A 13853-nucleotide genomic window follows, 5' to 3' on the forward strand; every position below is an offset into this window, starting at 1 on the left:
AGCTCACTGACGATCTGGGAATCCGAGGGATAACGGTCTGGCGCGGAGTGAAACAACTTACAAGGGACCTGCTGGTGCTCGCTGTTGCGGATTGGGCCTCCGTCCGCGGAGCGGCGTCGTCCGCCGGGCCGGCATTTCGTTGCGCGGTCTTCGGTGGCCCTCACCCCAACCCGCGCCCCGGCCCGAGCGCATAGCGCTCGGGCGTTCGAGGACACGCGAGCCAATGGCTCGCAAGCAGTGTCCTCTCACCCCGCAAGCGGGAGAGGGGCTTTTTACAGTCATTGGAAGACCGTCATTCCCGCGAAGGGGGGAACCCAGCGACGTTGCTCCCGTGTACACGTGTCAGGAACACTGGGCTCCGCAATCAAGCGGGTTTGAAACCACCTGACCCTCTCGCGGGCATCCGGGCCCGAACTCACCGAGCAGCCGCGCGAATCAGTCGAGGCACGGACGCGTGGCGCTTGCCGCGGTTACGGCTGGATTCCCTGCGGGGGCCGAATGCTCGCGCCCTGGCGCCCGCCAAACCGCCTGGACAGGCCCTCGCGCAACAGCTGCTGCGGCGTCATCTGCGAGGCCGCAAACGGCAACCCCAGCACCACTGTCTCGATCACGAAGATCTCGCCGTCGAAATCGACGAGGTACACCTGCCCGCCGCTGTCGGCATTGATGCTGACGATGTTGGTGAGCGCGCCGGCGTCGGGGGTGAAGTCGCCGTTGCGCAAGGTGAACTCGTTCGCCTGCAGGGTCGTGCCCGGCACCAGCCGCGAGATCGGCAGCGACCAGATGTTGGGGCGCACGAAGTCGGCGAATATGTACTCGCCGAGCAGCGACTCGACCTGGCCGCGATACACCACGCCACCGGTCACCGAGCTGCCGTTGACCGGCCCGGTGCCGTGCGAGTACTGCGCCACCGGCGGCGTCATCCCTGTGGTCGGGCCGCCGCGGAACGCCACGGTGCCCTCGAGGATCGGCCAGCCGAAGTTCGCGCCTGCATCACTGGGCCGCATCAGGTCGATCTCCTCGATCGCACCCTGGCCGACATCGCCGATCAGCAGGTTGCCGGTCTGCGGGTCGAAGTTGTTGCGGAACGGATTGCGCAGCCCGTACGCCCAGACTTCCGGCGCGCCGCCGGAGGTGATGAACGGATTGCCTGCCGGGATCGCATAGTCGCGGTCGGACTCGGACGGGAATGCGTCGCTGGCAGGGTCCACGCGCAGGATCTTGCCCAGCAGCGTGTTGGTGTTCTGGCCGTTGTTGTCCGGATCGCCGGCACCGCCGCCATCGCCGATGGCGATGTAAAGCATGCCGTCCGGGCCGAAGGCGATCCAGCCGCCGTTGTGGTTGTTGCGCGCGTGCGGCACGCGCAGGATCGCGTCGCCGCTGGTGGGGTCGGCGCGGTTGAGGTCGCCGGCAAACGTCAGGTAACGCCGCACTTCCAGCGTCCCGTCCGGCGCAGTCACGAAGATGTAGAAGCGGCCGCTGGTGAAGAAATCCGGCGCCGTCGCGAAGCCCAGCAGGCCACGCTCGCCGTCGATCGAGATGGTTCCGGTGATGTCGAGGAAAGGCGTGGCCGTGACCGCGCCGTTCGCGGTCATGATGCGGATGCGGCCCTCGCGCTCGACCACGAACAAACGGCCGCTGCTGTCGGGCATGGGCGCCAGGAAGATCGGGAAGTTGAATCCGCTCGCGACCCGCCGCACTCGGAAGGCGGCGCCGAGGGAGTCGGTGACGGTGACCGACAGCGACTGCGTCACGCTGACGGTTCCGTCGCTGGCGGCGAGAGTCACCAGGTAGACATTGTCGCCATTGGCGTCGCCCGGGTTCTCGAAGTCCGGCGCGTTGACAAACGCCAGTGCGCCTTCCGCGGTGATGCGGAAGCGGGCCTGGTCTGCGCCGCCGGCGAGGGAGAACGTGACGGGATTTCCGTCGGGGTCGCTCGCGGTGGCGGTGTAGAAGACCGACGTGGTGTCTTCGGGAACCGTCGCCGTCGCGCCCGAGGTGAATACAGGAGGCCGGTTGGCTGGCGTGGGCGGCGGCGTGACACCGGCGCGAGGATTGCCGCCACCGCCGCCACAGGCGGTCAGTACGGCAACAAGGATCAGGGCAAGCCACCCCTGCAATGCACGTCGTCCGCTCTGCACCATGCGCTGCTCCTCCGTGTCCGCGACCGACCGCGATGGTCCGGGGCGGTCCCGCGCCGAAGAGGCTGGCAGAACCCGTGCCGCTCGGGTGTGAAGAGCCACTTCACGGTTGCCGGACGGCCGCCTCCTCCGACCCGCGGTCGAGCGCGCCGGCCATGCCGCCACATCGCGTTTGACCGCATTGACCTGATCTGAACCAGACCCGGCGCAGGCTGCGCCGGTCGCGTGTGAGCCGCAACGGAGACCGCCATGAACCCCTCAGTTTCGCGCCGCCAGTTCCTGGCACTTCCTGCCGCCGCCGGCGCCGCCGCCCTGCTTCCCGCCGGCCTGCTCGGCGCGCTCGCGCGCGAAACGCCCGCCCTGCCCGACTTGTCGGACTGGACCAAGGTGCGCGCACAGTTCGTCCTCGATCCGGCCTATGCCCATTTCTCCAGCTTCTTCATCGCCAGCCACCCGGCGCCGGTACGCGAGGCGATCGAGGCCTACCGTCACTCCATCGACCAGAACCCGTTCCTGGTCGTCGAGCAGGGCCTGTTCGAGGACGATGCACACAACGTTCCGCTGCAGGTGCAAAAGACCATTGCCGCCTACCTGGGCGGCCAGCCCGACCAGGTCTGCCTCACCCGCAGCACGACCGAAAGCCTCGCGCTGGTCTACCACGGCCTCCTGCTCAAGTCCGGCGACGACGTACTCACCACGGTCCACGACCACTACTCGCATCACGAGTCGATCCGCCTGGCGTGCGAGCGCAGCGGCGCGGGCATGCGCAAGATCACCTTGTTCGACGATTCCGCGAAAGCCAGCACCGACCAGTTGATCGCGCGCCTGTTGAAGGGCGTGCAGCCCAACACGCGCGTGGTCGGCCTGACCTGGGTGCACTCCAGCACCGGCATCCGCCTGCCGATCCGCCAGCTCGCTGCTGCCCTCAAAGCCAAACATCCGGACGTGCTGCTGGTGGTCGACGGCGTGCATGGCATCGGTGCGGCCGACGAGACCATCGCCACGATGGGCGCCGATTACTTCTGCGCCGGCTGCCATAAATGGATGTTCGCGCCGCGTGGTACCGCCCTGGTCTGGGCCAGCGCCGAGAACTGGGCGCGTCTGCGTCCGACCATTCCGACCTTCAGCGAATGGGAGTCGTACAACGCCTGGGCGGAGAACCGCGACCCGAAGACGCCCGGCAATGCCGCGCGCATGTGCCCCGGCGGCTTCCACGCCTTTGAACACCAGTGGGCGATGGCGGCCGCATTCCAGATGCACCAGGCGATGGGACGGAAACGCGTCGCCGCCCGCATCGCCAGCCTCAACGACCAGCTCAAGAAGAACCTGGCGCAGAACCGCAGGATCACGATCCATACGCCGATGTCGGCCGATCTGTCGGCAGGATTGGTCGCGTTCGAGATCGACGGCATGAAGCCCGAAGACGTGGTCAAGCGCCTGCTCGAGCAAAGGATCATCGCCAGCACCAGTCCCTATGCCGTCAGCTACGCGCGCCTGGCTCCGAGCCTGGTCAACACGGCGGAAGAAGTGGAGCGAGCCGCGCGCGCGGTCCACGAACTTGCCACCTGACGTGGCTTAGACGCCCCACAGCGCACGCGCTTCCTCGGCGATGACGTCCGGAAATTCCTCCGGGAAGAACAGCTTCGCACCTTCGATGCGACGCACGCCGCGCGAATTGCCGAAGCTGCGATCCAGATGCTCGGCGCCGCGCTCGGAGAAGATGCTGTCGCCGGTGCCCCAGATGATCCGCGTCGGTCCTTCGAAGCGTGCCAGCGTCGGGCCGATGCCCTGCAGCCAGTTCCGGTCCAGGCCGATCGCATAGGCGTGGGTGCGCTCGGCATTGCGCACCAGCGGGCCGAGGTAGGTATCGACGGCCTCGTCGGTGGGATGCGCCGAATAGGTGAACGTCTGTCCGCCCAGTCCCTGCGGTGAGCGCGCCAGCGCCTTGTCGGCCAGCCACGGCGCCAGCCATTCCTGGACGAACCTGCCCTGCTTTGCCAGCTCCAGCACCGGCAGCAGCGCCGGCGGCGGGCATTCGATCTCCGAGTCGCAGTTGGTCAGTAGCAGGGTGCGCACCCGCTGCGGATAGCGTGCGAGGAACAGCTGCGCGGCCTGGCCGCCGCTGTCGTTGGCGACCAGATCGACGCTGTCGATGCCGAGGCGATCGAGCAGGTCGGCCAGCATCGCCACCTGCGCATCTGGCGCAACGCTCTGGCCGGGCGCGACTTCGGTATTGCCCAGGCCGAGGAAATCCGGCGCGATGCAGCGGCGGAACGGCGACAGGCGCTGCAGCGCGCCGCGCCACTGGTATCCGTTGAGCGGGAATCCGTGCAGGAACAATGCCGCCTCGCCGCGGCCGCGCTCGGCGTAGGCGATGTTGCCGAACGGTGTCTTCATGAAGCGGCTGGCGGCGCGGAACGCCGCCGCGGCGATGGCGTCGTCGCTGCTCGCCGCGACCGCGCCCGAAGCGCCGGGCCGCGCGCCGCGCGCCGATGCATACCCACCCAGCGCGCCTGCCGCCAGCGTGCCCATGGCCATCGAGAGGAACTGCCTGCGAAGCATGATCGTCGTCTCCACGGGGCCAATCCCCGTTTGTCGCGGCAAATGATTCGCCTGGCAGGGCATGCGATCAACGAAGTCGCAGGTCATGGCGCCATGACCTGTGAGGTCATGGAACTGCGCGCAGGCCGGCCGTATCCTGCGCCCGTGAACAACCTCGCCCATCCGCTATCCCGCCCCCAGCTGGGCGCCCTGTTGCGCGAATGGCGCGCGGCGCGGCGCCTGAGCCAGCTCGACCTCGCGCTCGATGCCGGCATATCGCCGCGTCACCTCAGCTGTATCGAGACTGGCAAGGCGCAGCCCAGCCGCGACGTCGTGACGCGCCTGGCCGATGCCCTCGACATGCCATTGCGCGAACGCAACGCGCTGCTGGTGGCCGCCGGTTTCGCACCGCGCTATCCGGAAACCGCCCTTGCGACACCGGAGCTTGCCCAGGTCCGCCGCGCGATCGAGTTCATCCTCGCCCAGCAGGAACCCTACCCCGCCTTCGTCCTCAATCGCCGCTGGGACGTACTGATGGCCAATGACGCCGCGTTGCGCGTCAACGGTTACGTGATGCACGGCCGCGCCAGTGCGCACCGCAACATGATCCGGCAGATCTTCGATCCCGCCGACCTGCGCGCGGCGGTGGCGAACTGGGAAGAAGTGGCCGGCGACCTGATCCACCATCTGCACAGCGAAGTGGCGGCCGCGCCGTCGGACCTGGCCGCGCGCGAACTGCTCGACGAGGTGCTGGCCTACCCCGGCGTGCCGGCGCGCTGGCGCATGCGCGATCTCGATACCGCACCGGCGCCGTTGCTGACCACGGTGCTGCAGCGCGACGACCGGCAGTTGCGATTCTTCTCGACCATCACCACCTTCGGCACGCCGCGCGACGTGACCCTGGACGAGTTGCGGATCGAGTGCTGCTTCCCGGTCGACGAAGCGACCACGCGGTTGTGCCGCGAACTAGCAGCAAGCACGCTTCCGTAGGAGCGAGCTTGCTCGCGAACAGGCGTGTCCGCGGCCGATACGCCGTTCGCGAGCAAGCTCGCTCCTACAACGGCGCGACGCGGCGCAGCGACCAGAAGCCGATGTCGCGGCGATCGCGATAACCGCCGCGCTCGTACAGCTGCTTGGCGCGATGGTTCTCGTGGGCGACATGCAGGAACGGGGTTCGCCCGCGATCGAGCACGTCGTTGCTCAGCCATGCCAGCAGGTGGCGCGCATAGCCGCGACCGTTGAAGTCCGGATGCGTACACACCGCGCTGATTTCCTGGAACTCGTCCATGCCCATGCGTTCGCCGATGATGGCCGCCAGGCGCCCGTCCTGGTAGATCCCGAAATAGCGGCCAAGGTCCATCGTGTGCGGACGAAAGTAGTGCGGATACACCAGCGCGGTCAGCTCCAGCACGTCCTGCCGGTGCGCCTCGCCCAGTTCCAGGATCGGCGGGCCTTCGACCTCGGCCATGTGCTGCGGGCATTCCATCTGCGCCAGCATCGCCAGCTTGTCCAGGCGCCAGCCATCGGCCACGGCGGGCGTCACCCCGAGCAGCAGCACGGTGTCATCGGGCGGTACCAGCTGCGCCAGCGCGGCGCCGACATCGACGCCGTCGGCGGCAACGCCGAGGAACGGCGCCACCTGCGCCGGGTAGCGGGCTGCATCGCCGGCGCGGATTGCCAGGTCGCGATGGCGGCTGCGCAGCGATTCCCAGATCGGGTTGTCGAGGACGTGATCGGCCATACCCGGATGCAACCAGAGATCGACACGCTGGGCAAGACCACGTGGTCTCGGGGATGACAGTGGAGCCCCTCTCCCATTTATGGGAGAGGGGTTGGGGTGAGGGCCGCCGAAGACCGGGCAACGAATTGCCAACCCGTCGGACGACGCCATTCCGCAGACGGAAGTGGCGCTTGATGTTGCTTCCTACGATCACAAGAGCAAAGTCAAAATGGATTCCGGCGTTCGCCGGGATGACGGTGACGAGGCTGATGGGCTACGGGCCTGGGTCCCGGCGTTCGCCGGGACGACGCTCACACCATCGGCAACTTCAGCCCCTGCTCCTTCGCACACGCCTTGGCGATGTCATAACCCGCATCGGCATGCCGCATCACACCCGTGCCCGGATCGTTCCAGAGCACGCGCGCAATGCGCCTGTCGGCCTCCTCGCTGCCATCGCACACGATCACCACGCCCGAGTGCTGCGAATAGCCCATGCCGACACCACCACCGTGATGCAGCGACACCCACGTCGCACCGCCGGCGACATTGAGCATCGCGTTGAGCAGCGGCCAATCGCTGACCGCATCGCTGCCGTCCTTCATCGCCTCGGTCTCGCGGTTGGGCGAAGCAACCGAACCACTGTCGAGATGGTCGCGGCCGATCACCACCGGCGCCTTCAACTCGCCATTGCGCACCATCTCGTTGAACGCCAGTCCGAGCTTGTGGCGCAGGCCCAGGCCGACCCAGCAGATGCGCGCCGGCAGGCCCTGGAAGCTGATGCGCTCGCGCGCCATGTCGAGCCAGCGGTGCAGGTGCGCGTCATCCGGGATCAGCTCCTTGACCTTGGCATCGGTCCTGTAGATGTCCTCCGGATCGCCGCTCAGCGCGACCCAGCGGAACGGGCCGACACCGCGACAGAACAGCGGGCGCACATAGGCCGGGACGAAGCCCGGGAAGTCGAATGCATTCTCGCAGCCCTCGTCCTTGGCCATCTGGCGGATGTTGTTGCCGTAGTCGAACACCGGGATGCCCATGTCCTCGAACGCGAGCATCGCCTCGACATGCGTGCGCATCGACTTCTTGGCGGCATCGCGCACGCGACCCGGGTCCTCGACCTGCATGCGCTGCCACTGCTCCACGCTCCAGCCGATCGGCAGGTAACCGTGGACCGGGTCGTGCGCGCTGGTCTGGTCGGTGACCGCATCCGGACGCACACCGCGACGCACCAGCTCCGGCAGTATCTCGGCGGCATTGCCCAGCAGCGCGATCGACTTCGCCTCGCCGGCCTCGCAGTACTTCTCGATGCGCGCCAGCGCGTCGTCGAGGTCGCTGGCCTGCTCGTCGACGTAACGCGTGCGCAGGCGCATGTCGATGCGGCTCTGCTGGCACTCGATGTTGAGGCTGCAGGCACCGGCCAGCGATGCCGCCAGCGGCTGTGCGCCGCCCATGCCGCCCAGGCCGGCGGTGAGGATCCACTTGCCGGTGAGGCTGCCGCCGTAGTGCTGACGGCCCATCTCGACGAAGGTTTCGTAGGTGCCCTGGACGATGCCCTGGCTGCCGATGTAGATCCAGCTGCCGGCGGTCATCTGCCCGTACATCATCAGGCCCTTCTTATCGAGGGCGTTGAAGTGTTCCCAGGTCGCCCAGTGCGGCACCAGGTTGGAATTGGCCAGCAACACGCGCGGTGCATCGGCATGGGTCGGGAACACGCCCACCGGCTTGCCGGACTGGATCAGCAGGGTTTCGTTGTCTTCCAGCTCGCGCAGCGACTTGAGGATGGCGTCATAGCTCTCCCAGTCGCGCGCGGCGCGGCCAATGCCACCGTAGACCACCAGCTCGGTCGGACTCTCGGCCACTTCGGCATCGAGGTTGTTCTGGATCATCCGGTAGGCGGCTTCGGTCAGCCACGACTTGCAGTTCAACTCGGTACCGCGCGGGGCACGGATGACGCGGGAGGGATCTTTGCGGGTGGACATCGGACGACTCCGGCAGGCGACGGGCCGACCATGCGGGGGCATGGCCGCAACGAAGGGTTGGAGAGGAATTATCGCGCCGGGTTCGCGACGCGGTGTCGCCGATCGGGCGCAAACCACGCCTTTCGAACCTGTTACGCGCTCCAGGAAGCGGTTTTGTATACGCTGTACACATGAGCCGCCCCGCCGACACCGCCACCCGCATCCTGCGCGCCGCGCAGGTGCTGTTCGACCGTGAAGGTGCGCAGGGCGTCAGCATGCGCCGTGTCGCTGCGGCCGTCGGCCTGACACCTATGGCGATCTATCGACACTTCCCCAACCGCGAGGCGTTGCTCAAGCGCATGAGCGACGACAGCTTCGACGCGATCGCACGTCACTGGCACGCGCGCGGCAGCGGCGGCGATGTCGGCGAACGACTGCTGGCGGTGCAGCGCATCTACCTCGATTTCGCCCTCGCCTACCCGCACCGCTTCGACCATGCCTTCTCGACTCCGCGCAACGACGCGCGGCGATTTCCGCAGGACTTCCATGCACGCCTGTCGCCGACCCTCAACGTCGTCGCCGACGCGGTCGCCGACGCGATGCGCGCCGGCCTGCTGCGCACGGACGATGTCTGGGACGTGACGATGACGCTTTGGGCACACACCCACGGCCTGATCGCGCTGTACCGCGCCGGGCGCTTCAGTTTCGACGAGGCGGCATTCCGTCGCTACTACGACGCTTCGCTGCAGCGGCTGATGGTGGGATTGCAGCGGTAGGAGCGAGCTTGCTCGCGAACCACCTGCCAGCGACCGACACTTCTCGCGAGCCAAGCGCCCGCTCGCGAGCAAGCTAGCTCCTACGGAACCCGCACGCGCGGCTCCACCGGCGGGATGTCGTTCGGCGGCGGCGGCTCCGGCATCGGCTCGGCTTCAATCCGATCGAGTTCGCGTTCCTTGCCCACGCGCCAGGCATCGTGGTCGGCCTGCTTCTGGTCGTACTCCTGGCGCAACTCGTTGCCGCGCGCCGGATTGGCGCCACGCTCGCGATCCAGGCGGGCGCGATCGGACTGCAACTGCTGGTCGGAGCGGTAGATGTCGTTGCGCACCCCGTCGGCCTGCACGCGGCGACTGGCCGCGTCGATGTCGCGTCCCAGCTTGCTGGCGTCGTTGCCGGTACGCGTGGGCTTGCTGCTCACCGGCGATGTCGGTGGCGGGATCGGCGCGACCAGCGGCGGCGGTTGCAGCGAGTTCGACTGCGCCTGCGCATACGCCGATGCCGCCAGCCACGTGGCCAACAGGATTGGCAGCGCCAGTTTCATGCGCAGGGCATTACTTGATCGAGGGATCAAGGTGGCGCAGGGCATCGGCGGTGTCCGCCTGGCCGGTACGGCCGAGGTCGTCGCGACCGTAGGAGCGCCCCGGCCCCTGCGCACACGCCGGCTTGCCGGTCTTGCGGTCGGCGGTGCGGATGCGCGAGCCGGTGTACTGCAGGCAGTTGGATGGCATCTGCTCGGCGGCCTTGTCGCCAGGGGCGTTGTTGACGGTGGCGTCGGCCTGGCCGAGATCGGACTGCGCGGCCATCTGCATATCGGCCTGCGCTGGCGCAGCGAACGGAGTCGCCGGAGCGGACTGTGCGGAGACCACGAACGTGGCCGCCAGCAGGCAGACCGCGATCAGGGTGGGGGTCATGCGGTTCATGGCATCACCTTTGGCATCTGTGCCAGGGATACAGCGGCAGGCATTGCCGCCATTCCACGATACGCCGGCGCCGCGGCAACGGCGGTTACGTGCGCGCCGGCGTTTAGTCCGTCGTCAGGCTTGTGGACAGGCCGCCTGGCGGCCTTCACGGAAGGCTGCCAGCGACTAAAGTCATGCCGCAACACAGGCTGGCTATCATCGCCCGATGCCCTCGATACGTTCCGCGGCCACGGCCGCCTGCCTCGTCCTCGCTTGCGCCCTCATCGGCTGTTCCAGTGCCCCGCCGCGCGCAGCGGCGGCGTCCGCGCCGCCCGCGCTACGGGCCAATGCAGACAGCCTGCTGCTGGTATCCATCGACGGCTTCCGCGCCGACTACCTCGACCGGAGCATCACTCCCAACCTGGCGCGCATCGCCGCGCAGGGTGTGCGCGCGCAATGGATGAATCCGTCCTACCCGTCGTTGACCTTTCCCAATCACTACACGCTGGTGACGGGGCTGCGCCCGGATCATCACGGCATCGTCCACAACAGCATGTGGGATGACGGCCTGGGTGCGTTCCGGGCGGCCGACCGCGAGGCGGTCGGCACTCCGCAGTGGTGGGGTGGCGAGCCGATCTGGGTGGGTGCGGACAAGGCGGGACTGACTACCGCGACGATGTTCTGGCCGGGCAGCGAAGCGCCGATCCAGGGCCGTCGCCCACAGCGCTGGCAGCCGTTCGACAAGGACGTCAGCGCCGATGCCCGCGTCGACCAGATCCTGGCATGGCTGGACGAACCGGCATCGACACGTCCAAAACTGGCGACGCTGTACTTCGATCAGCTCGATGTCGCCGGCCACGACCACGGCCCGGACTCGCCACAGGTACGCCAGACCATCGTCGAACTCGACGCCGCGGTCGGCCGCCTGCTCGATCGCCTGGATGTGCGCGGCCAGCTCGATCGCATCAATCTGGTCATCGTTTCCGACCACGGCATGGCCAGCGTCGGCCCCGGCCACGCGATTGCAGTGGAGGACATGGTCGAACCCGATGACGCCACCGTCGTCTCGATCGGCCAGTCGATCGGTATCGCGCCCAAACCCGGTCGCCAGGCATTCGTGGAGAAGCGCCTGCTCGGTGCGCACACGCGATACGACTGCTGGCGCAAGGGCGAACTGCCCGCACGCTGGCACTACGGCAGCAACCCGCGCGTGCCGCCGATCGTCTGTCAGATGCATGAAGGCTGGGATGCACTGCCGCGCGAGAAAGTCGCGCAACGACCGCCCGGCATTACCCGCGGTTCGCACGGCTTCGATCCGGCACTGCCGTCGATGCGTGCGATCTTCCTGGCTCGCGGCCCGTCGTTCCGCCGCGGCGCGGTGTTGCCGGCGTTCGACAATGTCGATGTCTATCCGCTGCTGGCCAGGTTGCTGGACGTCGCGCCTGCGCCCAATGACGGCGATCCGGCGACGTTGTTGCCGGCGTTGCGCGACCAGGGGCGCTAGAGGCCATTCACGAAAGTGAAACGCGATGGATTCGTCCATTGCCACCGGACAATTGGACGGTCGATCGCCGAGTAGTACGATCTTTTACACCGACCCGGGAGGCGTGCCATGACTTCATGGGAAATCAAAGGCCGCGAACTGGTCAACTGCAGCTGCGAGTATGGCTGCAACTGCCAGTTCAATGCGCTGCCAGACAAGGGGCACTGCCACGCAGTCGCGGGCATCCTGATCGATCAGGGTCATCACGGCGACACGCGACTGGACGGCCTGCGCATCGCGGCGATCTTCAAATGGCCAGGCCCGATTCACGAGGGCAATGGCGAAGCGATCGCGTTCGTGGATGTCAACGCTGATGCAAAACAACGTGAAGCGCTTCTGAAGATCATGACCGGGCAGGATACCGATCCCTTCGCCACGATGTTCGCCGTCTATGCCTCGACCGTGACCCGGATGAATGACCCGGTGTTTACCGAACTCGATATCCAGCTCGATATCGATGGCAGGAAGGGGCGCATCTTCGTCAAGGATTACATCGACACCATCGGTAAGCCCATCGTCAACAAAGCCACCGGCGTCGAGTCCCGGGCGCAGATAGTGCTGCCGGAAGGATTCGAGTACACGGTCGCCGAGATCGGCAGTGCATCTAGCAAGACCACCGGACCGCTCGAGCTGTCGCTGACCGACACCTATGGGCAGTTCGCACGGTTGCACCTCAACAATCACGGTGTCGTTCGCGCCTGAGCCGCAGCGATGCCCGCAACGCCGTCACTCGAACGCCTGCTCAGACGGGACAGCGCGATCACGGTCGTCGGGTTGCTGGTTCTATGCGTTCTCACTTGGGTGTACATCGTGGCGGGCGCGGGGCTCGGCATGAGTGCGTGGGACATGACCACGCTGGCGCTGTTTCCACAACAACACCCCGTCGGTTCGTCTACGGAAGCGGGAGCCATGACGCCGATGACGTGGGGGCCAAAGTACTGGGCACTGGTGGTCGGCATGTGGTGGACGATGATGATTGCGATGATGACGCCCAGCGCCGCACCGACGATCCTGCTGTACGCACACGCGCATCGAAACGCCCTCACGCAAGGCCGAACCCAGGCGAGCCTTGCCCCCACCGCTACGTTCGCGGCCGGCTATTTCCTGATGTGGCTGGTCTTCTCGATCGCCGCCGCCGCGTTGCATCAGACGCTGCAGCGTGCCGGAATCATCTCGGCGATGACGATGGGCTCGCAGGTTCCGTGGCTGTCGGCCACGGCGCTGATCGTCACGGGCCTATACCAACTGTCCCCGCTGAAGAATGCCTGCCTGACCCACTGCCGCACACCGGCAGCGTTCCTCTCTCGCCATTGGCGTCCAGGCGCCGTCGGCGCATTGCGGGTGGGCATGATGCACGGCGCGTACTGCATCGGCTGTTGCTGGATGCTTATGGCCCTGCTGTTTGTGGGTGGAGTCATGAATCTCGCCTGGATCGCAGCGCTTTCCCTGTTGGTGCTGGCCGAGAAGGTCCTGGCGGCCGGCAGATGGGTGGGACGCGCCGCGGGCATCGTGCTGGTCGCGTGGGGCGCGGCGATCCTTCTGGGCTGACACCTTCTGACGAGGCGTCCGCTTCCGGCAGCGGACGCTGGCACTGGTCCCGGCGCCCAGGTAGTCCCTGATGCCCGCCAATCGTTCGTTGACTGGCTGCCTTGCGACCTAATCTGAGTTTTCAATGCGCGTATCGGTCGCAATCCAGTTGACTTCCCAGCTGCGTCCGCCGTCTTCCGAGTACGCTTGTTCGAATCGCGCCGAATCGGTCGTGATGTGTGAAATGACGAAGCGCACGAGGATCGCCTTGCCGTCGAGATCCTCCTGTCCATAAAACTCGCCTTGGCCGTTGCGGAAGCCACCATGGACCGGGCGGGTCAGCACGCCGTTGCGCGCACTGGCGTAGTTCAGACTCCACTGACTGGCCTGCGGGTTGTACAGGCGCAGGCTCACGCCTTCGATCTTTCCCGCGGAACCTTCCACGCGCAGCTCGGCCAGATTGGCGCGGCCATCCAGCACTTTCCGCACGACGCTGGTACCGGAGTACTCGACCCACTCCTGCGATCCTGACAGTGGCTTTGCCAGCCGTCGCAATTCGGTCTTCCACGCGCCGATTTCCCAATCGAAGCCCTTCTGGCCGTCGCCCGGCGCCACGTGGGGCATGGCTTGCGGCGACTGCGCCGACGCGCTCAGTGTCAGCAACGCCACCGCCAGACAGGCAAGGCTGAGCCAGGTCCGCTTGGCGTTCTGCATCGTCTCGTCCCGTATCCCATGATGCGGTCAGGCTGC

The 13853-nt window shown here is 66.9% G+C and carries 13 protein-coding genes; 6 read left to right on the plus strand and 7 right to left on the minus strand.

The genetic code is table 11. The annotated features are described in order from the left end of the window. Positions 1-470: 470 nt before the first annotated feature. Complete coding sequence (locus tag AC3A3X_RS15345; RefSeq protein WP_487583889.1) at positions 471-2144, minus strand: PQQ-dependent sugar dehydrogenase; 1674 nt, start codon at positions 2142-2144, stop codon at positions 471-473. A 246-nt stretch (positions 2145-2390) separates the two neighbouring features. Between AC3A3X_RS15345 and AC3A3X_RS15350 the strand changes: the two genes are divergently transcribed. Beyond that, on the plus strand, positions 2391-3710 hold the full coding sequence (locus tag AC3A3X_RS15350) for an aminotransferase class V-fold PLP-dependent enzyme (protein WP_487583890.1): 1320 nt from the start codon (positions 2391-2393) through the stop codon (positions 3708-3710). Between the two features lie 6 nt (positions 3711-3716). Here AC3A3X_RS15350 and AC3A3X_RS15355 read toward each other — a convergent pair whose 3' ends face one another. After that, entirely contained in the window at positions 3717-4703 is a 987-nt protein-coding gene (locus AC3A3X_RS15355; protein WP_487583891.1) for an alpha/beta fold hydrolase, read from the minus strand. Between the two features lie 144 nt (positions 4704-4847). Between AC3A3X_RS15355 and AC3A3X_RS15360 the strand changes: the two genes are divergently transcribed. Beyond that, positions 4848-5672, plus strand: a complete 825-nt coding sequence (locus tag AC3A3X_RS15360) for a helix-turn-helix domain-containing protein (RefSeq protein WP_487583892.1) — start codon at positions 4848-4850, stop codon at positions 5670-5672. A gap of 64 nt (positions 5673-5736) precedes the next feature. Here AC3A3X_RS15360 and AC3A3X_RS15365 read toward each other — a convergent pair whose 3' ends face one another. Next, the gene (locus tag AC3A3X_RS15365; RefSeq protein WP_487583893.1) at positions 5737-6423 is read right to left on the minus strand and encodes a GNAT family N-acetyltransferase; all 687 of its coding nucleotides are present in this window, start codon (positions 6421-6423) and stop codon (positions 5737-5739) included. A gap of 290 nt (positions 6424-6713) precedes the next feature. Next, positions 6714-8378: a urocanate hydratase gene (gene hutU / locus AC3A3X_RS15370; protein ID WP_487583894.1), complete on the minus strand. Its 1665-nt coding sequence runs from the start codon at positions 8376-8378 to the stop codon at positions 6714-6716. A gap of 170 nt (positions 8379-8548) precedes the next feature. Between hutU and AC3A3X_RS15375 the strand changes: the two genes are divergently transcribed. Next, positions 8549-9133 (plus strand): TetR/AcrR family transcriptional regulator, encoded by a 585-nt coding sequence (locus AC3A3X_RS15375; RefSeq protein ID WP_487583895.1) that lies wholly within the window; start codon positions 8549-8551, stop codon positions 9131-9133. Positions 9134-9213: 80 nt separating this feature from the next. Here the strand turns inward: AC3A3X_RS15375 and AC3A3X_RS15380 are convergent, their stop codons facing one another. Together AC3A3X_RS15380 and AC3A3X_RS15385 are read right to left on the minus strand one after the other, a co-directional pair. Further along, the gene (locus AC3A3X_RS15380) at positions 9214-9675 is read right to left on the minus strand and encodes a hypothetical protein (RefSeq protein WP_487583896.1); all 462 of its coding nucleotides are present in this window, start codon (positions 9673-9675) and stop codon (positions 9214-9216) included. A gap of 10 nt (positions 9676-9685) precedes the next feature. Continuing rightward, a complete protein-coding gene (locus AC3A3X_RS15385) occupies positions 9686-10045 on the minus strand; it encodes a hypothetical protein (protein ID WP_487583897.1) in 360 nt (119 codons plus the stop codon). A gap of 214 nt (positions 10046-10259) precedes the next feature. Between AC3A3X_RS15385 and AC3A3X_RS15390 the strand changes: the two genes are divergently transcribed. From AC3A3X_RS15390 to AC3A3X_RS15400, 3 genes are all read left to right on the plus strand, one after another. Continuing rightward, on the plus strand, positions 10260-11537 hold the full coding sequence (locus AC3A3X_RS15390) for an alkaline phosphatase family protein (RefSeq protein ID WP_487583898.1): 1278 nt from the start codon (positions 10260-10262) through the stop codon (positions 11535-11537). 108 nt (positions 11538-11645) lie between these two features. Continuing rightward, positions 11646-12278 carry a DUF1326 domain-containing protein gene (locus AC3A3X_RS15395; RefSeq protein ID WP_487583899.1) on the plus strand — a complete coding sequence of 211 codons (633 nt, stop codon included), beginning with the start codon at positions 11646-11648 and terminating at the stop codon, positions 12276-12278. Positions 12279-12287: 9 nt separating this feature from the next. Further along, positions 12288-13124: a DUF2182 domain-containing protein gene (locus AC3A3X_RS15400; protein WP_487583900.1), complete on the plus strand. Its 837-nt coding sequence runs from the start codon at positions 12288-12290 to the stop codon at positions 13122-13124. Positions 13125-13232: 108 nt separating this feature from the next. Here AC3A3X_RS15400 and AC3A3X_RS15405 read toward each other — a convergent pair whose 3' ends face one another. Then, positions 13233-13817 carry a hypothetical protein gene (locus AC3A3X_RS15405; protein ID WP_487583901.1) on the minus strand — a complete coding sequence of 195 codons (585 nt, stop codon included), beginning with the start codon at positions 13815-13817 and terminating at the stop codon, positions 13233-13235. Positions 13818-13853: the final 36 nt, after the last annotated feature.

This window comes from Lysobacter sp. Soil_N_23, from assembly GCF_057656135.1.